The sequence below is a fragment of the Aestuariibaculum sp. YM273 genome (genome assembly GCF_030908365.1).
Classification (GTDB): domain Bacteria; phylum Bacteroidota; class Bacteroidia; order Flavobacteriales; family Flavobacteriaceae; genus Aestuariibaculum; species Aestuariibaculum marinum.
In genome coordinates, this window is the sequence record NZ_CP133090.1 from 1,009,789 (window position 1) to 1,033,962 (window position 24,174).

21 protein-coding genes are annotated in these 24,174 nt (G+C 35.6%); 10 read left to right on the plus strand and 11 right to left on the minus strand.

Features of this window, described 5'->3' with window-relative positions; translation table 11 throughout:
• The first annotated feature begins 61 nt into the window (after positions 1–61).
• Complete coding sequence (locus RBH94_RS04220) at positions 62–709, plus strand: DUF4271 domain-containing protein (RefSeq protein ID WP_307882519.1); 648 nt, start codon at positions 62–64, stop codon at positions 707–709.
• A gap of 20 nt (positions 710–729) precedes the next feature.
• Positions 730–1,479, plus strand: a complete 750-nt coding sequence (locus RBH94_RS04225) for a uroporphyrinogen-III synthase (protein WP_188222928.1) — start codon at positions 730–732, stop codon at positions 1,477–1,479.
• 78 nt (positions 1,480–1,557) lie between these two features.
• Here RBH94_RS04225 and pckA read toward each other — a convergent pair whose 3' ends face one another.
• Entirely contained in the window at positions 1,558–3,174 is a 1,617-nt protein-coding gene (gene pckA, locus RBH94_RS04230; protein ID WP_307882520.1) for a phosphoenolpyruvate carboxykinase (ATP), read from the minus strand.
• A gap of 72 nt (positions 3,175–3,246) precedes the next feature.
• Positions 3,247–3,633 (minus strand): DUF423 domain-containing protein, encoded by a 387-nt coding sequence (locus RBH94_RS04235; RefSeq protein WP_307882521.1) that lies wholly within the window; start codon positions 3,631–3,633, stop codon positions 3,247–3,249.
• A 79-nt stretch (positions 3,634–3,712) separates the two neighbouring features.
• On the opposite strand from RBH94_RS04235, the gene RBH94_RS04240 reads away from it, so the two are divergent.
• On the plus strand, positions 3,713–5,077 hold the full coding sequence (locus RBH94_RS04240) for a saccharopine dehydrogenase family protein (RefSeq protein ID WP_307882522.1): 1,365 nt from the start codon (positions 3,713–3,715) through the stop codon (positions 5,075–5,077).
• Between the two features lie 60 nt (positions 5,078–5,137).
• A complete protein-coding gene (locus RBH94_RS04245) occupies positions 5,138–5,608 on the plus strand; it encodes an Lrp/AsnC family transcriptional regulator (RefSeq protein WP_307882523.1) in 471 nt (156 codons plus the stop codon).
• On the opposite strand, the gene RBH94_RS04250 is transcribed toward RBH94_RS04245, so the two are convergent.
• Entirely contained in the window at positions 5,605–6,897 is a 1,293-nt protein-coding gene (locus RBH94_RS04250; protein ID WP_307882524.1) for a S28 family serine protease, read from the minus strand. The two genes, RBH94_RS04245 and RBH94_RS04250, sit on opposite strands and share 4 nt — an antisense overlap.
• 145 nt (positions 6,898–7,042) lie before the next feature.
• A complete protein-coding gene (locus tag RBH94_RS04255) occupies positions 7,043–8,587 on the minus strand; it encodes a glycine--tRNA ligase (RefSeq protein WP_188222923.1) in 1,545 nt (514 codons plus the stop codon).
• A 110-nt stretch (positions 8,588–8,697) separates the two neighbouring features.
• Here RBH94_RS04255 and RBH94_RS04260 point away from each other — a divergent pair, with 110 nt between their 5' ends.
• Positions 8,698–9,375, plus strand: coding sequence for a ComF family protein (locus RBH94_RS04260; RefSeq protein ID WP_307883135.1), 678 nt, complete (start codon positions 8,698–8,700; stop codon positions 9,373–9,375).
• A 58-nt stretch (positions 9,376–9,433) separates the two neighbouring features.
• The gene (locus tag RBH94_RS04265) at positions 9,434–11,038 is read left to right on the plus strand and encodes an Ig-like domain-containing protein (RefSeq protein WP_307882525.1); all 1,605 of its coding nucleotides are present in this window, start codon (positions 9,434–9,436) and stop codon (positions 11,036–11,038) included.
• Here the strand turns inward: RBH94_RS04265 and RBH94_RS04270 are convergent.
• The 5 genes from RBH94_RS04270 to leuS all read right to left on the minus strand — a co-directional run bounded on the left by RBH94_RS04270 (position 11,025) and on the right by leuS (position 18,837).
• The gene (locus RBH94_RS04270) at positions 11,025–11,804 is read right to left on the minus strand and encodes an amidohydrolase (protein WP_307882526.1); all 780 of its coding nucleotides are present in this window, start codon (positions 11,802–11,804) and stop codon (positions 11,025–11,027) included. The genes RBH94_RS04265 and RBH94_RS04270 overlap by 14 nt on opposite strands.
• Positions 11,805–11,879: 75 nt before the next feature.
• Entirely contained in the window at positions 11,880–13,649 is a 1,770-nt protein-coding gene (locus RBH94_RS04275) for a DNA mismatch repair protein MutS (RefSeq protein ID WP_307882527.1), read from the minus strand.
• Positions 13,650–13,770: 121 nt separating this feature from the next.
• A complete protein-coding gene (locus RBH94_RS04280) occupies positions 13,771–14,469 on the minus strand; it encodes a zinc metallopeptidase (RefSeq protein ID WP_307882528.1) in 699 nt (232 codons plus the stop codon).
• A gap of 163 nt (positions 14,470–14,632) precedes the next feature.
• A complete protein-coding gene (ald, locus tag RBH94_RS04285) occupies positions 14,633–15,733 on the minus strand; it encodes an alanine dehydrogenase (RefSeq protein ID WP_307882529.1) in 1,101 nt (366 codons plus the stop codon).
• Positions 15,734–16,023: 290 nt separating this feature from the next.
• Complete coding sequence (leuS, locus tag RBH94_RS04290; protein WP_307882530.1) at positions 16,024–18,837, minus strand: leucine--tRNA ligase; 2,814 nt, start codon at positions 18,835–18,837, stop codon at positions 16,024–16,026.
• 200 nt (positions 18,838–19,037) lie between these two features.
• On the opposite strand from leuS, the gene RBH94_RS04295 reads away from it, so the two are divergent.
• On the plus strand, positions 19,038–19,955 hold the full coding sequence (locus RBH94_RS04295; RefSeq protein ID WP_307882531.1) for a DMT family transporter: 918 nt from the start codon (positions 19,038–19,040) through the stop codon (positions 19,953–19,955).
• A gap of 132 nt (positions 19,956–20,087) precedes the next feature.
• Here RBH94_RS04295 and RBH94_RS04300 read toward each other — a convergent pair whose 3' ends face one another.
• Entirely contained in the window at positions 20,088–20,693 is a 606-nt protein-coding gene (locus tag RBH94_RS04300) for a porin family protein (RefSeq protein ID WP_307882532.1), read from the minus strand.
• A gap of 243 nt (positions 20,694–20,936) precedes the next feature.
• On the opposite strand from RBH94_RS04300, the gene RBH94_RS04305 reads away from it, so the two are divergent.
• On the plus strand, positions 20,937–21,815 hold the full coding sequence (locus tag RBH94_RS04305) for an ABC transporter permease (protein ID WP_307882533.1): 879 nt from the start codon (positions 20,937–20,939) through the stop codon (positions 21,813–21,815).
• 72 nt (positions 21,816–21,887) lie between these two features.
• Positions 21,888–22,139, plus strand: coding sequence for a DUF3098 domain-containing protein (locus RBH94_RS04310; RefSeq protein ID WP_188214574.1), 252 nt, complete (start codon positions 21,888–21,890; stop codon positions 22,137–22,139).
• Here the strand turns inward: RBH94_RS04310 and RBH94_RS04315 are convergent, their stop codons facing one another.
• The gene (locus RBH94_RS04315) at positions 22,140–23,267 is read right to left on the minus strand and encodes a glycerate kinase (protein ID WP_307882534.1); all 1,128 of its coding nucleotides are present in this window, start codon (positions 23,265–23,267) and stop codon (positions 22,140–22,142) included. It lies immediately after the preceding gene.
• A gap of 109 nt (positions 23,268–23,376) precedes the next feature.
• Between RBH94_RS04315 and RBH94_RS04320 the strand changes: the two genes are divergently transcribed.
• Entirely contained in the window at positions 23,377–24,174 is a 798-nt protein-coding gene (locus RBH94_RS04320; RefSeq protein WP_307882535.1) for an undecaprenyl-diphosphate phosphatase, read from the plus strand.

Consider the following 24,174-nt stretch of genomic DNA (forward strand, 5'->3'; position numbering starts at 1 on the left):
TATTTTAAATATTCCTTAATAATTGCCTTTTCTTCTTAAATTTTTATAATAATTTTACAACATGCTTAGGGAAACACTATCTAACGATTTATTCACTATTTTTATTATTATTGGCTTAGTTACTATAGCCATTACAAAACTTATTGCCCCTAAACGTTTTAATGATTTTACTTATGTTATTGGAAACTCGAAATATTTAAAAATTTATGCCCGAGAGCAGAAGTTTTTAGATAAGTTTGAAGCTTTATTGTTCTTTAACCTAATTGTTTCGGCATCGGTTTTTGTATATATCATTTATCTTAAAACCACTCAGACTACTACCATTTACCCGGATGCCATAGTTAAATTAGCTACGGGAATTGCAGTATTTATTTTAATAAAAGTACTTATTGAGAGGCTCGTTGCCAGCATTTTTGAAATTGAAAAACTGACTGATCTCTACTTATTTCAAAAAATCACCTATAAAAACTATTTAGGGCTATTATTACTTCCCATCAACGCCATTTTGCTTTACAGTTTTACGCCAAGTTTAAATTTCATTTACTTTATAATTATTTTATTATTAATTATCAACGTGGTGGGACTAATAACTTCTTTTAAAGCACATCAAAGTTTAATAAAACCCAACTTATTTTATTTTATTTTGTATCTTTGCACACTTGAAATCGCACCTTACATAATACTGTATAAGGTGTTTATTCTTAATTGACAAACTAACAACTTGCGCCCATGAAAGTGAAAACCATTTTAGTATCTCAACCAGAACCTAAAATAGAAAACTCGCCTTACTTCGATTTAATAGAGAAACAAAAAGTAAAAATAGACTTTCGCCCTTTCATCCACGTTGAAGGTGTTCCAGCGAAAGAGGTTAGACAACAAAAAGTTGATTTAAGCAAGTATACTGCCATTATTTTAACAAGTAGAAACGCTGTAGACCATTTCTTTAGAGTAGCTGATGAAATGCGCTTTAAGGTGCCTGATACTATGAAGTATTTTTGTCAGTCTGAAGCTGTTGCTTTTTATCTTCAAAAATATGTTGTTTATAGAAAGCGTAAAATCTATGTAGGTAAACGTACTTTTTCTGAGCTTTCTCCTTTAATTAAAAAGTATAAAGACGAGAAATTTTTATTACCAAACACTGATAAAGTAAAAGATGAAGTGCCAAACACTTTAGATGCTTTAGGAGTCGATTGGAAACAAGCCACTTTCTACAAAACAGTAATTAGTGACCTTTCTGATTTAGAGAATGTAACTTATGATGTTTTAGTATTCTTTAGCCCTTCTGGTATTGAATCTTTATTCCATAATTTCCCAGATTTCAAGCAAAACGACACTCGTCTTGCTGTATTTGGAAATACGACCATTAAAGCGGTTGAGGAAAAAGGATTACGTGTAGATATTGCTGCACCGACCCCTGAAACCCCTTCTATGACAATGGCTTTAGAAAAATACATTGAAAAAGTAAACAAAGGAAAATAACCCGTTGACTAAACAAATAAAAAAGGGCTGATTTAAAAATCAGCCCTTTTCTTTTGGTATTTAGTTTAGTTGGTAAAGTTAAAAAGCATATCGTTGTGGTCCTCCACGACGGATTTCTTCACTACAGTGTGCTTCAAACTTTTTAAAGTTTTCACGGAATGCATTACTTAATTTAAATGCTGTAGTATAATATTTTTCATCATCATTCCAAGTAGCTCTCGGGCTTAACACTGATGTTGGCACTCCCGGACAAGATCTAGGCTGCGCTACTCCAAATACAGAGTGAATGTGATAATCGTCGTAATTATATAACCCTAAATCGCCATTAAGCACGGCATTAATCATGGCACGTGTATATTTTAATTTCATTCGAGTCCCCACACCATAAGGTCCTCCGGTCCATCCGGTATTGACCAACCATACATTAACTCCGGATTCGGTCATTTTAGCACTCAACATTTCTGCATATTTCGCTGGATGCAGCGGCATAAATGGTGCTCCAAAACACGCTGAAAACGAAGGCTGTGGCTCAACTACTCCTGCTTCTGTTCCAGCTACTTTTGCCGTATAACCAGAAATAAAATGATACGCTGCCTGAGCTGGTGTTAATTTTGAAATTGGAGGTAACACGCCAAAAGCATCGGCGGTTAAAAAGAAAATATTCTTCGGATTTTTTCCTATTGATGGTACCTGAATATTTTCAATATGGTTTAAAGGATAACTTACCCTTGTATTTTGGGTGATAGAGGTATCTTCAAAAATTACATTCTTATCGGCATCAAGAATCACGTTTTCAAGAATAGCTCCTTTTTTAATGGCATCATAAATTTCAGGCTCGTTTTCTCTCGATAAGTTAATTACCTTGGCATAACAACCACCTTCAAAATTAAACACGGTATTTTCGGCTGTCCAACCATGCTCATCGTCACCAATCAAACTTCTGTTTGGATCGGTAGATAAAGTTGTTTTTCCAGTTCCTGATAACCCAAAGAAAATGGCAGTATCTCCATCTTTACCAACATTGGCACTACAGTGCATTGGTAACGTATTCTTATAAACCGGAAGAATAAAGTTTAAAGCAGAAAAAATTCCTTTTTTAATCTCCCCTGTATATCCAGTTCCTCCAATAAGCGCAATCTTTCTTGTAAAATTTAAAATGGCAAAATTGTGTTGTCTGGTTCCATCTTCTTCTGGATTTGCCATAAAACCTGGCGCATTAACAATCGTCCATTCAGGATCAAAACCAACTAATTCCTCTTCAGTAGGTCTTAAAAACATGTTGTAAGCAAACTGGTTGCTCCAAGGATATTCATTAATAACACGAATATTCAATTTGTAATCGGCATCGGCGCAAGCATAACTATCTCTTACGAACACCTCTTTGTTCGATAAATAATCTGTTACTTTATCGTATAAAGCATCAAACTTATCCGCTTCAAATGGAATGTTGATATCACCCCACCAAACGCGATCGCGTGTCACATCGTCTTTAACTATAAATCTGTCCTTAGGTGAGCGTCCTGTAAACTCTCCGGTATTAACAGCCAAAGCTCCTGAAGATGCTTCAACAGCCTGCCCTTTTTCAATAGCTATTTTATGCAATTCTTCTGGTGTTAACTGATACCTTACATCGGCATTTTTAATTCCATATTTCTCCAACGAAATCGTTTTCGTAATTTGACTATAGTTTTCCATAGTTTAGTTTAAAATTATTTACTTGACAAAACTAGTATAATAATTTTTAATTATTCTTGATTTTAACTTCTTTTAATAATTATTTTTTACGAAATTAATAATCAAGAATATCCAGGAGCTTATTAAGAATAACCCTCCTATCGGCGTTACAAATCCTATGGTTTTAAAGTCGAATGTGGTTAACGTATTTGTCGCTAATGCATAAATAGAACCCGAAAACAAAATGACACCAGCAACAACCAAATAAAGAAGTGTATTTTTTGCTTTTACCGATACGTTAGGAACAATCCCCACAAACAGCAACAAAAAAGCATGATACATCTGGTAACGTACACCAGTTTCAAAAGTGTTTATAGCCTCTGCAGGTACCAAAGTCTTAAGTCCGTGAGCACCAAAAGCACCAAGAATTACACTTAACACCCCTAAAACAGCTCCAGTGATTAATACTCGTTTGTTCATATCAAAATTCTATTTTTTAAACAAATACGTTTTGTATTTACTAAATTAGTCCATACAAAATTACTCAACTAAACTCATTATGCGAAACATATTAGTCATTGGTTTAGGTAAATCCACCACTTACCTGCTAAAATATTTACTCGATAAATCTCAATCTGAAAACCTTCACATCACCATCGGTGATTTAAATACAGAACATGCAAAAAAACTGGTTGGGCAGCATAAACAAGTTGATATTATTCAGTTAGATGTCTTTAATGAAGAACATCGCAAACAAGCCATACAAAAGGCCGATATTGTGATTTCAATGCTTCCTGCCCGCTTTCATATTGAAGTTGCTAAAGACTGTATTGCTTTTAACAAAAATATGGTTACTGCATCCTATATTAGTCCAGAAATGCAGGCTTTAGATGAAGAAGCCAAAGAGAAAAGGCTTATTTTCATGAATGAAATTGGTGTCGATCCAGGTATCGACCATATGAGTGCCATGCAAGTCATTGACCGAATTCGTGCTAAAGGCGGAAAAATGATTTTATTTGAATCGTTTACGGGAGGTTTAGTGGCTCCTGAAAGTGATAATAACCTATGGAATTACAAATTCACCTGGAATCCAAGAAATGTTGTGACTGCCGGACAAGGTGGTGCCGCTAAATTTTTACAGGAAGGCACCTATAAATATATCCCATATAATCGTTTATTCCGTCGCACCGAATTTATTGATATTGAAGATTACGGACGGTTTGAAGTTTACGCCAACCGGGACTCTTTAAAATATCAAAATGTATATGGATTGAACGATATTAAAACTTTGTACCGAGGCACCATTCGTCGTGTAGGCTTTAGTCGTGCCTGGAATATTTTTGTAGCACTTGGTATGACTGATGACGGCTATACCATCGACGATAGCGAACATATGAGTTACCGAGATTTTATCAATTCCTTTTTACCTTATAGTCCTACAGATTCTGTTGAATTGAAATTACGTCATCAATTAAAAATTGATCAGGATGATATTATGTGGGATAAGCTTCTGGAATTGGATATTTTTAGTAGCACCAAACAAGTGGAATTAAAAAAAGCCACGCCGGCACAAATTCTCCAAAAAATATTGATGGATAGCTGGACTTTGGATAAAGAAGACAGAGATATGATTGTGATGTACCATAAATTTGGTTACGAATTAAACGGAGAAAAGTATCAAATAGATTCGAGCATGGTTGTTTTAGGCGAAAACCAAACCTATACAGCCATGTCCAAAACAGTTGGCTTACCAGTTGCTATAGCTACATTGGCCATTTTAAATGGAAAAATTAAAACCCCTGGTGTTCAAATACCTATAACCAAAGAAGTCTACACACCTATTTTAAAAGAACTGGAAACCTATGGCATTCAATTTAAAGAAAAAGACGTCCCCTACTTCGGCTATAACCCTTTAAACATATAAACCCCTTTATTCTTTCATTTTAAAACTAAATAATTACATTTATATTCTAATTTGAAATGAATGAAGGCAAAAACTAAAACCATCACTATTGATGGTATCGATAAGAAAATACTAAGGGCTTTAACCAGCGATGCTCGTACTCCTATTTTAGAAATAGCCCGTAATGTCGGGATTTCTGGTGCTGCAATTCATCAAAGGCTACGAAAACTTGAAAAATCGAAACTTATTTCTGGTTCTAAATTCATTCTTAACTCAAAAGTATTGGGATACAATACCATGGCTTTTGTGGGCATCTATTTAGACCATGCGACGAACAACGAGTCTATTGTTAAGGCTTTAAAACGCATACCTGAAGTATTGGAATGTCACTATACCACTGGTAATTACAACATTTTCATCAAGCTGATTTGTTTAGACAATGCCCACCTAATGCATTTATTAAATAAAGACATACAGACTATCCCTGGTGTTTTAAGAACAGAATCGATGATTTCTTTAGACCAACAAATAGACCGCCAGATACAAATTTAGTTCAGGTTGATACCCAACCAGTCATTAATCGTTTTATTAAAACGTTCTTTTTCCGCGGTTGTAAAGTTTTTAATTCTGGCATTACCGTGATGCTTTCCTTTTAAAATAAACCACTGTGAATCTACAGCATCACTTTTAGGCACAGCGGTAGCCGACCACGTATCGTTTCCGCCATAAATATAAATAAAATGATTACCTTCAGTTTCTAACCATTCCCCGATATCGGTTAACAATTCACCGCCTTTAAAATCGACTTTCATATGATTGGGTGTAAAGGCCGCATGGGTGTTTTTATCTTTTGGTAAGGCTTTCAACAACCCTTTAAAATCTTTGGTTTCGTAACCATAATATCCAAATTCTTCAGCAGACTGATAGTAATGTGAAGCGTATTTTTCCATAGTTTCATCTGAAAAGAATACGATATCAGCCACTTCTATTAAGTGTTTCACTTTCTCTTCTATTGGAGCGTTTTTCGATGGAATCTCGTCACAATTCGAACCCCATTGCCAGAACGAAAACGGATACTCTAAAACCGACAATTCAAAAGCCTGTTCATCGTTAACATAAGTATAATGTACATTTTGTCCCAAACTATAAAATTCAAGCAAAGGCAAAACTTCTTTTCTGTGTTTTAAAATATCTTTCTGAAAGTTTTCAATCTTATTTCGGCACTTAGCTGTACCAATAGTATCGAAGAATTTATAAATACGCTCGTCTTCAAAACTGTCATTAATTGGCGCTACGTAAGGTACGCTCACTGTAACGTCATCCGGATAGAAATAGCGATAAAATATAGTGGTGGCACCACCTTTACTCACGCCTGTACTTACCCATTTTCCTTTGTAAATTTCACCCAAAAGCTCTCTAATATGGTGCAAGTCGGCCGTAGCTTGCTTCAAATTTAAATAGTCGTAATCTATATTTTCTGGTGAACTATCGCCAAAATAACGATGCTCGACATCTATTTGATTGGCTTTTAAAATATCGGAAAGTTCGAAAATACTATTTCTGGCTTTGGTATACCCCTGAGTAATAATAACCGACGGCGCATCAAAACTTAAATGAGATAAATATACTTTCTGTTGAAAATATCCTTTCGATGCATCGGAATGGTCGATAGGCTGTTTTACTTTTAAAACATAAGCCGATTGATACCCCTCAGGTGTATCAATTTTTTCGAAACTCACATCTGGCAGATCGAAAAGTTGGGTTTCTAAATCGGAATGTTGTGCCACGACCTGATTAAAAAAGGCTAAACAAACGGCAAAAACTAAACTGTATGTTTTCATTATTTAAATTGTTTTGATTGAAATGCTTGCTAAAATAACTAAAACTATTGGGCTATCGGTTTACAAATTTATCTAATATAGGGTACAAAAAAAGCCTGAGAGGTTCTCAGGCATTTCATTTATTACATTCTGAAGTATTTTCAGATTATTTCATTTTTAATAACCAGTTACGTACATCAACTTCTTTCTTGATGATATCTCTTAAATCTTCAATTTTAACACGTTCCTGCTCCATAGAATCTCTATGACGAATGGTTACGGTATTATCTTCTAAGGTATCGTGATCTACAGTGATACAGAATGGCGTTCCGTTGGCATCTTGTCTTCTGTAACGGCGCCCAACAGCATCCTTTTCATCGTAAACCACATTGAAATCCCATTTTAAGTCTTCAATAATTTTACGAGCCACATCTGGTAAACCATCCTTTTTAACCAATGGTAAAATAGCTGCTTTTACAGGTGCTAAAACACTTGGTAATTTCAAAACAGTTCTTGTCGTTCCGTTTTCTAATTCCTCTTCCTGTAACGAGTTCGAGAATACCGCTAAGAACATACGGTCTAAACCAATAGAGGTTTCTAACACGTAAGGCACATAGCTTTTATTTTCTTCCGGATCGAAATACTGTAATTTTTTACCAGAAAATTTTTCATGCTGTGATAAATCGAAATCGGTACGCGAGTGAATTCCTTCTAATTCTTTAAATCCGAATGGGAATTTAAACTCGATATCGGCAGCAGCATCGGCATAATGCGCTAATTTTTCATGGTCGTGGAAACGGTAATTATCTTCACCCATTCCTAAACTTAAATGCCACTTTAATCGGGTTTCTTTCCAATGCTCGTACCACTCTTGCTGCGTTCCTGGCTTAATGAAAAATTGCATTTCCATTTGCTCGAACTCACGCATTCTAAAGATAAATTGTCTGGCAACAATCTCGTTTCTAAACGCCTTACCGGTTTGCGCGATACCAAATGGTATTTTCATACGGCCGGTTTTCTGAACGTTTAAAAAGTTCACGAAAATACCCTGAGCCGTTTCAGGACGTAAGTATAAGTCCATCGCACTTTCAGCTGAAGCTCCTAACTTGGTTCCGAACATTAAATTGAATTGCTTCACGTCGGTCCAGTTCTTACTTCCGGTTAACGGATCGGCAATTTCTAACTCTTCTATAAGGGCTTTCACATCGGCTAAATCTTCATTTTCTAAAGACTTTGCCATACGAGAAAGTATGGTATTTATTTTTTCCTGATATCCTAAAACACGAGGATTTGTAGATACAAATTCTTCTTTATTGAAAGCGTCACCAAAACGTTTCGCCGCTTTAGTGACTTCCTTATCTATTTTAGATTCAATTTTAGCACAGTAGTCTTCAATTAAAACGTCCGCACGGTAACGCTTTTTAGAATCCTTGTTATCAATTAAAGGATCGTTAAAGGCATCAACGTGACCTGAAGCTTTCCATGTGGTTGGATGCATAAAAATAGCAGCGTCAATTCCTACTATATTTTCATTCATCTGCACCATGGCTTTCCACCAGTAATCGCGAATGTTTTTCTTTAATTCTGCACCATTTTGTGCATAGTCGTAAACTGCACTTAATCCATCGTAGATTTCACTACTCTGAAACACGTAACCATACTCCTTAGCGTGAGAGATTACCTTTTTAAATTGATCATCTTGATTTGCCATGCTGCAAAAATAAAAAACCGCCGCTAACTAATGGAATTCTTCATTAAAAATTAAGCGTGCAATGCATTAAATTTTTGATTAAGTTTATAGAACCCATTTTTTCGCAAGTAATGTTTCAATCTGTTATCAATTTATTATTTCCAAAAGTATGCTACGCCTGCCTAAACACATTAAATGATAATGAAAAAACTATTTGTGTGCAATGCAGACATGATTTACCGGTTACCAATTTCCATTTTGATAATTCCGATGCTGTTAAAAAAGTACTTTATGGTCGCGCCAAAATAGAACATGCTACGGCACTTTTTCGTTTTAAAAAGAAAGGTCTCGTTCAACAACTTATTCATGGCCTGAAATATAAAGGCTACGAAGACATAGGTGTTACCCTTGGTGATTGGTTAGGCGGTGAACTAAGCTCACTATCGCAATATCAACATATTGACATGGTCATTCCGGTACCGTTACATAAAAAGAAATTGAAAAAACGCGGCTATAATCAGGTTGCGAAATTCGGACAACACATTGCTGAAGCTTTAAATACCGAATACCAAGACAATGTTTTAGTGAAGGTAACAAACACCCAGTCGCAAGTAAATAAAATTCGAATTGCCCGATGGAACAATAACAACGAATTATTTCAACTAAAAAACCCAAAACATATAGAAAGCAAACATATATTACTGGTTGATGACCTGATTACCACCGGAGCGACTTTAGAGGCTTGTATTAATGTATTAAACCATGCAAAGAATGTAAAAATAAGCATTGCTACCATGGCAATAGCCTAAACAGTTAGTCGTTATATCTTTAAAATTATGTAGGTTTGCTAAAAATTTAAAACAGGTAATGAATAAAACGTTTTCAAATGTTATTTTATTAGCCTTAATAGGCTTGTTATTAGCTAACTGTGCGAATCGTGGCACTCCAGACGGAGGACCTAAAGATGAAACACCTCCACAAATTGTAAAATCGTTACCTGAAAATTTTACAACCAATTTTAACAGCAATGAAATCAAGATTTATTTTGATGAATATATCAAGATAAAAGATTTACAAAAGCAGCTTATTATTTCGCCGCCTATGGAATATCAGCCAGAGGTCACACCTCTTGGAGGCGCGAGTAAATTTATTACCATAAAAATTAAAGACACGTTAAAAGCAAACACGACTTATGCGTTCAATTTTGGTAATAGCATTACCGATAATAATGAAGGTAACCCATATCCATACTATCGCTATGTGTTTTCAACAGGAAGTTATATCGATTCGCTTTCAGTAAAAGGAACTATTATCGATGCCCTTAAAAAACAACCCGAAACGTTTGTTAATGTAGGACTATACGAAGTAGACTCAACCTTTAACGATTCTATTGTATACAGAAAAGTTCCAACCTATATCACCAACACTTTAGATAGTGTAACGACGTTTAATATTGAAAACATTAAAGCGGGGAAATATTTATTAATGGCTTTAAAGGATAACAATGGTGATAATAAATTTCAGCAAAAAACTGATCAAATTGGGTTTTACGATAACCTTATTACTGTACCTACCGATTCAAGTTATACTATAAAACTATTTAAAGAAACTTTAGATTTTAAGGCTACGCGTCCGTTTATTGCTGCACAACAAAAAATAGCTTTTGGTTACGAAGGTAACGTAGAAGGTATGGATATTAATTTAATTTCTGATGTGCCAGCTGAATTTGAACACCGCATTACTAAAGAAGAAAAAACAGATACACTAAACTATTGGTACAAGCCAAAAACAGATATCGATTCTTTAATTTTTGTAGTGACGCACCCTGAATTTAAAAAAGACTACACTGTTAAAATTCGTCCTCAGGATAAAGATTCGTTAATTATTAAAAGTATTCCAGCCGGAAGCATCTCAGAAACTTTTAAAATTAAAGGAAATATTCCTTTTGTAAGTTTCGACACATCTAAAGTCAATTTAATTGATAAGGATTCAGCACAAGTAGATTTTACTACAAAACTAGACAGCCTGAACAACACCTATGCGATCGATTTTAAAAAGACTGAAGACAACAATTATAAAATTCAAATATTCCCTGATGCGCTAACCGATTTCTTCGACAACAAAAATACTGACACTTTAAATTACACAGTGCGAACTAAGAAATCATCAGAGTTTGGTTATGTGCGTTTTAATTTGGTAAATGCTACATTCCCTCTCATTATTCAATTAACTAATGAAAAAGGCGATGTAAAATACGAACAAACAGCAGCTAAAGCAGGGGTTGTAGATTTTGAAAATTTACCTGCCGGTATTTTTTATATTCGAGTTATTCATGATAGCAATGGTAATGGCATATTTGATACCGGAAACTATTTAAAGAAAGTTCAACCTGAAGAAGTCAGTTTCTTTAAAGAAATAGAAATTCGAGCGGATTGGGGCCTAGAAGAAACTCTTAATTTTATTGGAGAGTAAACACATCTTTATCTTCTAAAAACTTAAGCTTATTACGGTAAAAATTAATGTGGTTGCGCTCTAGTGTAACCACATCTATCATATCTCGGTTAGATTTTAGTTTAGAAATGGCATTACCTAACACATCGTATACTTCAGAATTACCACAATATTCATTTTGTAAGTCATCAAGTCCAACACGATTTACCCCAATGCAATAACACATATTCTCAATAGCACGCGCTTTCAACAAGGTATCCCAGGCGAAAATTCTTGGCTTCGGCCAGTTAGCAACATAAATCAACACATCGTAATCTTCAATATTTCTAACCCAAACCGGAAAGCGTAAATCGTAGCATACCTGCGGACAAATTTTCCAACCTCTGTATTCTATAATAACCTTTTTATCTCCTTTAGAATAGACTTTATCCTCGCCTGCTAAGGTAAATGTATGACGTTTATCATACCACCTTACTTCTCCTGAAGGTTCAACGAATAACAACCGGTTATAATACAATGTGTCCTCCTCAACTATTATGCTCCCCATGATTGCCGCATTGGTTTCTTTAGCAATAGTCTGCATCCAAGTGACTGTTTTACCCTGTATAGTCTCAGCTACTTTTTTGGCATTCATAGTAAAGGCCGTGGTAAACATTTCAGGAAGAACAATGAGATCTACCTCGCCTTTTATAGTTTCAATTTTCTCTTTGAATTGCTTACGATTAGCTTTGGGGTTTTCCCAAACCAAATCGGATTGAATAAGGGCTATTTTCAATTGATCTTGCATAAGATAACAGGCTGTTAGTTAGATTAAAGATACTAACTTATTCAATTGATGCAATATATTGAAGTTTATAATTTTCTAAACAATTTCCATTTTTTTCAATAAGAAAGAGGCGTTCATATTCTGGCAAACCCCTTTTTTTAATTTGTAATCGAAGTAGAGCTCGTCGTTTAAAATTTCAGCATCAAAATAATAATTCTTTACAGCATCGAGTTCCTCCTCTATGTCACATAAACTTAAATCGTGTGTTGCTATAATACCCGTAACCTTAGAAGCGACTAATTTCTCGACAAACTTTTTAGAACCAATGGCTTTATCCGTGCTATTGGTGCCTTTTAAAATTTCATCTAAAATAATAAAACAACGTTCGTTTTTAATGGTATCGACAATATATTTTAAGCGTGTTAATTCTGAAAAGAAATAGGAACTATCATCGGTTAACGAATCGGTTGTTCGTATACTGGTAATGAGTTTTATTGGCGAATAGGTACTCGACTTAGCGCAAACCGGCAATCCGACATTAGCCATAACAATATGTAACGAAATGGTTCGTAAAAAGGTACTTTTACCTGCCATATTTGCACCGGTAACAATAAAAAACTGTTCATTATTAATAGTCACATCGCTATCTACACGCTTTTCCTTGTTTAATAATGGATGACCCAACTGTTCTGCCTGAATCGTTGGTCCGTTTTCTATGATTTCAGGAAACACAAATTCCGGATGATTAAAATTGAAGTTACCCAATGAATTATAAGCATCAAAAAAGGCTACGACTTCAAACCAATCAGCTACTTTATGTCCGTACTTTTCAATCCATTTTTCAATACGATAACTGTTTTTTAAATCGGTTAGAAAATACCCATTTCCAAAGATAGCGCCGATTAAATTATTTCGATTATCGAGCGCATCTAAAGATCTGGAAAAAGCTTTAAAAATTACTGAAGCTTTTTCGTCTCCCAACTGAATTTGCTGTTGTTTCTCTTTTAATAATTCTGAAGTGAAGGTTTCCTCTTCGATTAAATCTAACAAGAGGGCGTATTGCCTAAAGGTATCTTTAACTTTATCTGTATTTGAGGCCAGAATATTTATCTTTTTAAGATAGCCACCGCTAACACCCAAGCCTACAAGTAACCAATAGCCAAGGTAAGCTGTAAACTTAAAATCTATAAATGCACCTACCGCCAGACCGATAGTTACCAATGTAAATACCAATGGCAGCCATTTCATAAATTTTGGCAAAAACGACTCATAGCCCTTTAACCGGGTTATAATTTGTTTTGCGGGCGTTTCAGCATGCACCAAACTAGAGGTTGCTGAATAATACTGACGCCACTTCGGTTTTTCGTTAAGCTCTTTTATGGCTTTCTGACGGACTTCAATATTTTCAATATTATTAGCCTTTAACAAATTAGCTAAGGTCTGAGTTCCTTCATTATTAGTGGTTCTGTTAACAAACTGAAAGAAAGACCCACGACCAAACAAATCGATGTCTAAACTATAAAAATGTTTCGGATCCTGAAATTGCAAACCTTCATCACGATGGTGGAAATCTCCCAATAAAATTTTAAGTTCTTCTTTATTCAGTTCGGCTAACGCCTTATTAAAATTTCGTTTGGCTTTAACATCGTTATATTTCGTCAATAAAAAAATAAATGCTGAAATACCAACCACTGCAATTGCGACAGCTACCTGCCATTGAGAAAAAAACAGATAAATTCCACCTGACGTCAACAGAAAAACCAATAAACGCAGACTACTTAATCCTGTCATTTTTCTATAGTACTTTTGCGCTTCGGCTGTATAAATTTCTAAATGCTCTTTATAATAAGATTCTGGTGATTTCATTTGATGATATTGAAAAAAGAATATTTGATCTAAAGGTAAAACTTTATAATCTCGATTATCGAGTAAAGAAACGAAAAAGCCCCGAATGTCTTCAGGGCTTTATTATTATTTTGTCGTTTTATTAATCTCTCGAACCACCTAATACCCGTAATCCCCAGTATAATAAGTTTGCCAAGGCACCTATGGCAGCTACAAGATATGTTCTAGCGGCCCATTTTAGCGCATCTTCAGAACCTTTATATTCCTCCTGCGAGACCATGTTTTTATTCTTAAGCCAAGCTAAAGCTCGATTACTAGCATCGTATTCTACAGGTAAGGTAATAAAGCTAAATAAGGTCGCAGCAGCCATAAATACCAAACCAATCACGGCAATATAGAATCCCATACCAGCACTTTCGGCAGCACCAAGAATTAAACCTCCAATCACTAACCATTGTGACATTCCAGAAGTTACACTAACCACAGGAACCAATGCTGAACGCATTTTTAACCATTCGTAAGCCTGAGCATGTTGCACCGCATGACCGCACTCATGTGCGGCAACAGCTGCTGCGGCTGCATTACGCTGATGGTATACAGCTTCACTTAAATTCACCGTTTTATTTTTTGGGTTATAATGATCGGTTAAACGTCCTGGTGTAGAAATCACCTCAACATCTCTAATACCGTGATCGGCTAACATTTTCTCAGCAATCTGAGCTCCTGTCATTCCATTTCGTAAGTGCACTTTCGAGTACTGCTCAAACTTACGTTTTAATGTGTTACTTACCAGCCAACTTACTAAAGCGATGGCTCCTATTAATATATAATATCCAAACATTGTTTTCTTTTTTAATTATGTCATTAAATATAACAAAAATAGCGCCAATCTTGTAGGTATGATATTCTGTCAGCACCCAAAAAAGTGTTAAAATAACGGTATAAAAAAAAGCGGAACATCTATTTCTAGATCTCCCGCTTTAAGCTTTATTAAAAATAATGTATTAAGACGCTAAAAACTCTAAACCGAAAGCTTCAGCGATTTCTTTATAAACGATGTCTCCTTTAACAACATTTAAACCTTTTGCTAAAGACGCATTGTTAGCACATGCTTGCTCCCATCCTTCGTTAGCTAATTTAATAACGTAAGGTAATGTTACGTTAGTTAACGCTACAGTAGACGTGTAAGGTACAGCACCTGGCATGTTAGCCACACAGTAGTGTACTACATCATCAATAATGTAAGTAGGATCCTGGTGTGTTGTTGCATGAGTTGTTTCAAAACATCCACCTTGATCTACAGCAACATCAACGATTACTGTTCCTGGACGCATGTCTTTAAGCATATCTTTAGTGATTAATTTAGGTGCTTTTGCGCCTTTAATTAATACACCTCCAATTACTAAGTCTGTTTTTGGTAAGTGTTTTCTAATGTTGTACTCACTAGAGAATTCCGTATTTACGTTAGCTGGCATGATATCAGCGATGTAACGTAATTGTTTCATGTTAATATCCATGATAGTAACATTAGCACCTAAACCAGCTGCCATTTTAGCGGCTTGGATACCCACAATACCACCACCTAATACTAATACATTAGCAGGTTTTACTCCAGGAACACCTCCTAATAAAATTCCGCGTCCTTTAATTGGTTTCTCTAAATATTTGGCACCTTGTTGGATAGACATTCTACCTGCAACTTCAGACATTGGCACTAATAACGGTAAAGAACCGTCTGCATCTTCTACAGTTTCGTAAGCGATACAAACCGATTCACTATCGATCATTGCTTTTGTAAGTGCTTCACTTGATGCAAAATGAAAATAAGTAAATACAACCTGATCTTTCTTAATTAAGCTGTACTCCTGCTCAATAGGTTCTTTCACCTTAACAATCATTTCAGCTACCTCATAAACCTCTTCAATGGTTTCCAGAATAGTTGCTCCGGCATCGATATAATCTTGGTCAAAAAATCCACTACCAAAACCTGCATTTTTTTGCACGTAAACCTCGTGGTTTCTTTTAGTAAGTTCGAATACACCTGAAGGTGTCATCCCTACTCTGTTCTCATTGTTTTTAATTTCTATAGGAACACCAATTTTCATTTTGAATTCATTTAAAAAGTTAGTTATAAAATATTTACACCAAATAACTCCTTTTGGTAATTTTCAGCAAATGTCTGTTTTAAATACATTATTATTAACCGTTTTAACATTAAATTATGAAATAAATAAATACTATCGATTTAGTAGACTTAGATTAGAGATTCTTCAATTTAAACCCCTAAAACACAAACAAATAACATCTTGATTTATAAATAGATACAAAAAAAGCATTGCGCAATATAAAAATGCACAATGCTTTCGTATTATTACTTGTATTTTAAGCTAAAGATTTAGCCCACAATATTCACAATTTTACCTGGTACAACAATCACCTTTTTAGGGGTCCTGCCTTGTAATTGCTCCTGAGTTTTTTCGTGAGCCAACACCGTTTTTTCGATATCTTCCTTACTCATATCTAACGGCAACTCTAAGGTGAAACGCATTTTACCATTAAATGAAATTGGGTAATTTTTGCTACTCTCCACTAAATGACTTTCATCAAACTTAGGGAAGGCTGCTGTAGAAATCGATTCGTTATATCCTAACTGACTCCATAATTCTTCTGCAATGTGGGGTGCATAAGGTGAAATTAACACTAACAATTGCTCTAGAACAGCTTTAGAGGTACATTTTTGAGCTGTTAATTCGTTAACCGCAATCATAAATGTGGACACCGAAGTATTAAACGAGAAGTTCTCGATATCTTCCTGTACTTTCTTTATAGTTTTATGAAGCGTTTTTAAGCTGTCCTTACTTGGTTCGCTATCGGTTACTTTTAAGCCGTTATCGTCTACATAAAGCTTCCAAAGTTTTTTAAGGAACCCATGAACCCCCGTAATACCAGCCGTATTCCAAGGTTTATATTGCTCTAATGGACCTAAGAACATTTCGTATAAACGTAAAGAATCGGCACCGTAATCGATACAAATCTGGTCTGGATTCACCACATTGTATTTCGATTTCGACATTTTTTCAACTTCGCGACCGACTTTATAAACACCGTCTTCTAAAACAAATTCAGCATCCTTAAATTCTTCTCTCCAGTTTTTAAAAGCTTCAATATCCAATTCATCTGACGCATTAACAAAAGCTACATCTGCATGGATTGGTTGAACTTTTTGCCCCTCGATTAATCCCTTTGATAAGAATTTATTTTCTCCTTCAACACGATACACAAAAGCACTTGTTCCAAGAATCATCCCTTGGTTAATCAGTTTTTTAGCAAACTCATCAACAGGCACAACCCCTTTATCGAATAAGAATTTTTGCCAGAAACGCGCATATAACAAGTGGCCTGTAGCGTGCTCGCTTCCACCGATGTATAAATCGACATCTTTCCAGTAATTCAACGCTTCCTGACTTGCAAAAGCCTCCGTATTATTAGCATCCATATAACGGTTAAAATACCAGGAACTTCCCGCCCAACCCGGCATGGTATTTAACTCTAATGGAAATATAGTTTTATGATCAATTAACTCGTTAGAAACAACTTTGTTTGTTTCAGTATTCCAAGCCCAAACCGTAGCATTACCTAATGGAGGTTCTCCGGTTTCAGTTGGTAAATACTTTTCTACTTCCGGCAATTGAATTGGCAAGTGCGCCGCATCAATCATCTGTGGCATCCCATCTACATAATATACTGGGAACGGCTCACCCCAATAACGTTGGCGACTAAATACCGCATCGCGTAAGCGGTAGTTGGTTTTTCCAATACCTTGACCTAGCTGCTCTAATTCGAATATAACGCGCTTGGTTGCTTTTTTATAGTTCAGTCCGTTTAAGAAATCGCTATTGGCAATGATGGTTTTTTCTTTATCGGCAAAGGCTTCTTCCGAAATATCGGCTCCTTCAAAAATATTTGGAATCTCGATATTGAAATGCTTCGCGAAATCGTAATCACGCTGATCGCCACATGGCACAGACATGACTGCTCCTGTTCCGTAACCTGCTAATACGTAATCACCAATCCAAACCGGAATTGGCTCTTTAGTAAACGGATGCTCAGCATACGCCCCGGTAAAAGCACCTGTAATGGTTTTTACATCGGCCATACGCTCACGCTCACTACGTTTTGCAGTCGCTTCAATATAAGCTTCAACCTCAGCTTTTTGCTCTGGCGTTGTAATTTTAGATACTAAGTCGTGTTCTGGTGCTAAAGTCATAAAACTCACTCCAAAAATGGTATCAGGACGTGTAGTGAAAACTTCAATTACCTCATCATGATTTTTCACATTAAAAGTCACTGCTGCACCAACCGATTTACCAATCCAGTTACGCTGACTTTCCTTTAATGAATCTGTCCAGTCAATTGTATTTAAACCTTGTAATAAACGCTCGGCATATGCAGAAATACGCATACTCCACTGCGTCATTTTCTTTCTCACTACCGGATGACCACCACGCTCAGAAACGCCGTTAACAATCTCGTCGTTTGCTAATACCGTTCCTAAAGCGGGACACCAGTTTACTTCGGTTTCTGCTAAATAGGTTAATCTATATTGTAATAAAATTTCCTGTTGTTCTTTCGATGAAAATGCCTTCCACTCTTCAGCTGTAAAGGTTTCAACAGCATCATCACAAACGGCATTAACGTTTGCATTTCCTTCAGCTTCAAAAATGTTGATTAATTCTGAAATGTCTTCCGCTTTCTCTGCCTCGTTATTGTACCATGAATTGAATAACTGAATGAAAATCCATTGCGTCCATTTATAGTAACTTGGATCAGACGTACGAACCTCACGAGACCAGTCGAATGAAAAACCGATTTGGTCTAACTGACGACGGTAAGTTGCAATATTCGTTTCTGTAGTAATGGCAGGATGTTGCCCTGTTTGAATCGCGTACTGCTCTGCCGGTAAACCAAAGCTATCATACCCCTGCGGATGCAATACGTTAAACCCTTGGTGACGTTTGTAACGTGCATAAATATCTGAGGCAATATATCCCAGCGGATGCCCAACGTGTAATCCGGCTCCACTCGGGTAAGGAAACATGTCTAACACATAATATTTAGGTTTGTCTGAATGATTTTCAGCCTTAAACGTTTGATTTTTGGCCCAGTATTCTTGCCACTTCTTCTCGATTTGATTGAAATCGTATTTCATCTACTTATATATTATTCTTTCAACAGGCATTCATCCTATTGTCATTCTGCTTTTTAAAAGCGCAAATTTACGGTTTCTTCAGAAAACAGAAAGCCTTTATACACAATTAATAAAATTGAATTTGACACGAATAATATAACAATCCTTTAAGCTTGCTTTTTAAAGACAATTTGTAATTTCGCAGCTTAAATTATCTGACCTTGATAAAAGACACCACCAAAGCACACTTAGCATTATTAGGAGCCAACATTATTTACGGCGCCAATTACATTATTGCTAAAGGCGTAATGCCCGATAAAATTGGTCCGACAGCCTTTGTTTTTATTCGTTTGGCCTGTTGTGTTTTATTATTCTGGTTGATTAAATTCCTATTTGTCAAGGAAAAAGTTGAAAAGAAAGATTTTTTACGCTTGGCCCTTTGCGGGTTGTTTGGAGGTGCCTTAAATCAAAGTTTGTTTTTTCACGGCATCAACTTAACCTCGCCTATTGATGCCTCTATTATTACAACAGCAACACCGGTCATTGTTTTAGTATTCAGCTATTTTATTCTGAAAGAACGCATCACTAAAAACAAAATTATAGGTATTACTTTAGGAGCTATTGGTGCCGTTCTATTAATACTTTACGGAAACAAAGCCGTTGGAACCAGCTCCTTTTTAGGAAACTTATTCATTTTACTGAATGCTTGCAGCTACGGATTATATCTGGTACTCGCCAAAACACTGATGCATAAATACAACGTCATGACCGTAGTGAGCTGGATTTTCCTTTTCGGATTTTTATATGTCTTCCCGTTTGGCATTAACGCCTTTTTGGAAACTGATTTTTCTGGTTTTGATTTAGACACCTATTTAACCATCGGATATGTGGTAATCTTTACCACCTTTCTGGCGTATTTTTTCAACATCTATGCACTTAACCATTTAGCGCCTTCGGTAACCAGTAGCTATGTGTATTTACAACCAGCAGTGAGTTTTATTATGGTTAGTATTATGGCTTTTGTTTTTATGCAAACTCAATATGCGCAAGACATTAATCTGGTTAAAATATTGAGTTGTGGTTTAGTAGCCTTTGGGGTTTATCTGGTAAGCAAACCGCAAAAAAAGAAACCTATCTAAACACCCCCTTACTGTCAATCTGAACTCGTTTCAGATTCTAATTCAATTAAAACCTAATATGTAGATTCTGAAATAAATTCAGAATGACAATATCCCATTTTTCCAGATGTTTTTATTGGCTAAACTCAATAATTAAAATCGGCGACCTATTGAAAACTGGAATACACTGTTTTGGGCATCCGGATTATTAAAAACGTTGGTTACACCAATATTATATCGCGCCTGAGCAAACCAGTAGCGATCCAGGTTTAAACTTAAACCAAAATTAAATCCTAAATCAAACGTATTGGCACCAGCATCGTAGTCGTAATAATCGTCACTGTAGTTAGCTCGATCTTTAACCAAGAATCCTAATTGCGGGCCGAAATCTAAACTCAACTGATCACCTAAATAGAATTTAGCCATCACCGGTACCGAAACATAATCTAAGTAATATCGTGCCTGAAGACCATCTGAATATATCTCTTCACCTCCAACACGTGAAAACAGAAACTCGGGTTGAATAGCAAAGTTTCTATTTATTCTGTTCTCGGCAGTTAAACCTATATGATACCCTAATAAACTGTTTCTAGCTATACCATCGTTACCGCCTTGAAAGGACGATACGTTTAATCCGGCTTTTAAACCAAATACATAATTAGCATTACCACTATACCTCTGATTATAACGTTGCGCCTGAGCTTGATTAAAAAATGCAGCTAATGTGACTAGGGCTAAAATTAGAATGTTCTTTTTCATAATGTTTGTTTTTCGATTTTAGTTTGACGTTTTCAACAACCATGCCAACAAACACAAAAAATGGCAACCTACTGTTATATTGAAGATTACGAAAAAGCCTTTATCAACACCTAAAATCAATACTATAAACAACAATTTTCCTTTCTAAAAGTTATACTATTGAAAAGGAATTACTTTGCAAATAATTAAATTATAGTTTTCCTTTTTCTTTTAGTATTTTTACATCGTTAATCCCACATTTATATGAGTTCATCTTTCGAGAAACACCAAAAACGCCGACTTATATCATCGTACTTTTCAGTGGTTTTAAGTATTGCTTTGGTTTTATTTTTATTAGGATTATTAGGCCTTTTGGTTCTTAATGCTAAAAAAGTTTCCGATCATTTTAAAGAACAGGTGGTTGTTACCATTTATTTGAAAGATTCGGCGAAAGATGTAGAAACCAAACAGCTTGAAAAAAGTCTGGCCATGGCCGATTACGTAAAGTCTACCGAATATGTTTCTAAAGAACAGGCGGCTGAATTTATGAAAGCTGAAAACGGAGAAGATTTTATGGATTTTGTGGGGTACAACCCTTTACAAAATTCTATTGATGTACATCTTAAAGCCGATTATGTAACGTCTGAACATTTAGAAAAAATTTCTGCAGAAGCCTCATCTAAAAACTTTGTTGACGAAGTGACTTACGATAACGACTTGGTAAACTTGATGAACGACAACGTTAAAAAAATAAGCTTCTGGGTATTGGTATTGAGTAGCATTTTCACTTTAATTGCGGTATTATTAATTAACAGTTCTATAAGACTGTCTGTATACTCCAAACGATTCACTATTAAAACCATGCAAATGGTGGGCGCGACAAAACAATTTATTCGTCGTCCGTTTGTTTGGAAAAGTGTACGCCTCGGAGTTATTGGTGCCGTTCTTGCACTTATAGGCATGGGTATTGTTTTATTTTACGTTAACAAAATGTTCCCAGAATTAGGCTTACTTAACGCACCTATTTTAGTGGTCTTACTATTTGCTTTTGTATTTGCTTTAGGGATTGTGATTACATGGATTAGTACACATTTTGCAACGCAGCGTTTCTTGAATTTAAAAACCGACGAGTTATATTATTAGATAATTTATAACCCTGTTAACGTTTATGTTTTAAATAAATACGTTAATTTGCGTTACACTTTTACATACATTATGGGAGAACAAAAACAAAAAGACGCTAATAAAAGTCAGTTTATTTTCGGAAAGAAGAACTACAAATTCATGTTTATTGGTTTGGCTTGTATCGCTTTAGGCTTTATTTTAATGTCGGGCGGTGGTAGTGACGACCCTAATGTTTTTAACCCGGATATCTTCAGTTTTCGTCGTATTCGTTTAGCACCAATGTTGGTACTTTTAGGTTTTGGCATCGAGATGTATGCCATTTTACTAAACCCCGAAAAGTAATTATTTACTTAAAAATTCAGCAAACACTTTAGCCATATGGCTCACATAATGTTTGGCATTTTTCATAGCGTCCTCAGTAGTTTTACTGTAATTTAACACCTTATCGGAATAATCTATTCCTAAGTTTTTTATGTCCTGTTCTGGCAATTTAATATCGCCACAAAAGGCAGCAACTTGTATTTGTTTCGCTTTCGCGGAAGACAGCACGCCTTGAATCGTTTTACCCGATAAAGTTTGCGCATCTAAACAGCCTTCACCAGTAATAATCCAATTAGCACCCTGAAGTTTATTATCGAAATCGGCTAATTCTTTTATTAATTCCACACCTGGTTTTAAATCGCCATTCAAAAATATTTTTGAAGCAATTCCCATGCCTCCAGCAGCCCCTGCTCCTTTCACTTCTTGCGGATTAATATGAAAAGTCTTTTGTATCACTTTTGCAAAATCTTCTAACCCCCTATCCAACATTTCAATATCGTCATTAGACGCTCCTTTTTGTTTCCCATAGACTCTTGCGGCACCTTGCTCTCCATATAACGGATTACTCACATCGCAGGCCACTTTAAATTCAACGTCTTTCAGTTTAGGGTGCACATGAGATTTATCAATAGATTGTATACGACTTAAATTTACACCAATCGGCTTAACACCTTCATCAAAATCATCTAAAAACCGATACCCTAAAGCCTTAGCCATACCAATACCACAATCGTTGGTCGCACTCCCTCCAATACCCAAAATAATAGTTTTAGCCCCTTTATTTATGGCATCAAGAATCAATTCTCCTGTACCATACGTCGTTGCTTGTTTACAATTAAGTTCTTCAGGTTTTAGCAATTTATATCCGGAAGCTTCCGCCATTTCAATAAAGGCAGTTTTAGTAGTTTCAGCATATAGATATGATGCTTGAATCAGTTTAAAAAACGGATTATGTACAGTAACATTTACTCTTTCTCCAGCCAGATAATAATTTACAACATCAATGGTCCCATCCCCGCCATCGGCTAAAGGTAATTTTAATATATCAGCATCAGGAATTACAGAAAGCATACCTCTCTCAGTAGCTTCACAAAAATCTAAAGCAGATAAGGAATTTTTAAATTTATCGGGCGCAATAATAATTTTCATGATATTAAGAATAAAATCCAATCTTGATTATCAAACAAAATACTAATTAATCATTTAAAGTTTCGACTATCGACCACCAATTATACCGCTATTTTAATATTTTTGCCCCATGGATATAATAAACGCTATCATTCTTGGTATTATTCAAGGGCTAACCGAATTTTTACCAGTATCGTCAAGTGGACATTTAGAAATAGGAAAAGCCATTTTAGGCGACCAGTCTGTCCCGGAAGAAAGTCTTCTTTTCACAGTTGTTTTACACTTTGCCACCGCTTTAAGTACCATTGTTGTTTTTAGAAAAGACATTCTGGAACTTATTAAAGGGGCATTACAGTTTAAATGGAATGACGATTTACAATTTGTTGCCAAGATTGTTGTTTCCATGATTCCCGCTGTTATTGTCGGCTTATTTTTTGAAGAACAATTAGAAGCACTTTTTGGTGGTAATATTTTGTTAGTTGGAAGCATGTTAATTATAACGGCAGCGTTACTATTCTTTGCAGATAAAGCCAAAGACACCAATAAAAAAGTATCTTTCACAAATGCGTTTGTTATAGGCATTTCTCAAGCCATTGCTATGCTTCCTGGTATTTCACGTTCGGGAGCAACCATATCAACTTCGGTTTTACTTGGTAACGATAAAACAAAAGCCGCACGGTTTTCATTTTTAATGGTCGTACCATTAATTTTTGGAAAGATCGCCAAAGATATTTTAAGTGGGGACCTAACGTATGACAGCACACATTTTACATCGCTTTCTATTGGTTTCATTGCAGCGTTTATAGCTGGTTTATTTGCCTGCACCTGGATGATTGCTTTAGTTAAAAAAAGCAAACTCACCTATTTTGCGGTATACTGTGCTATTGTTGGATTAATTGCAATTCTATTTTCAATTTTAAACAGCTAA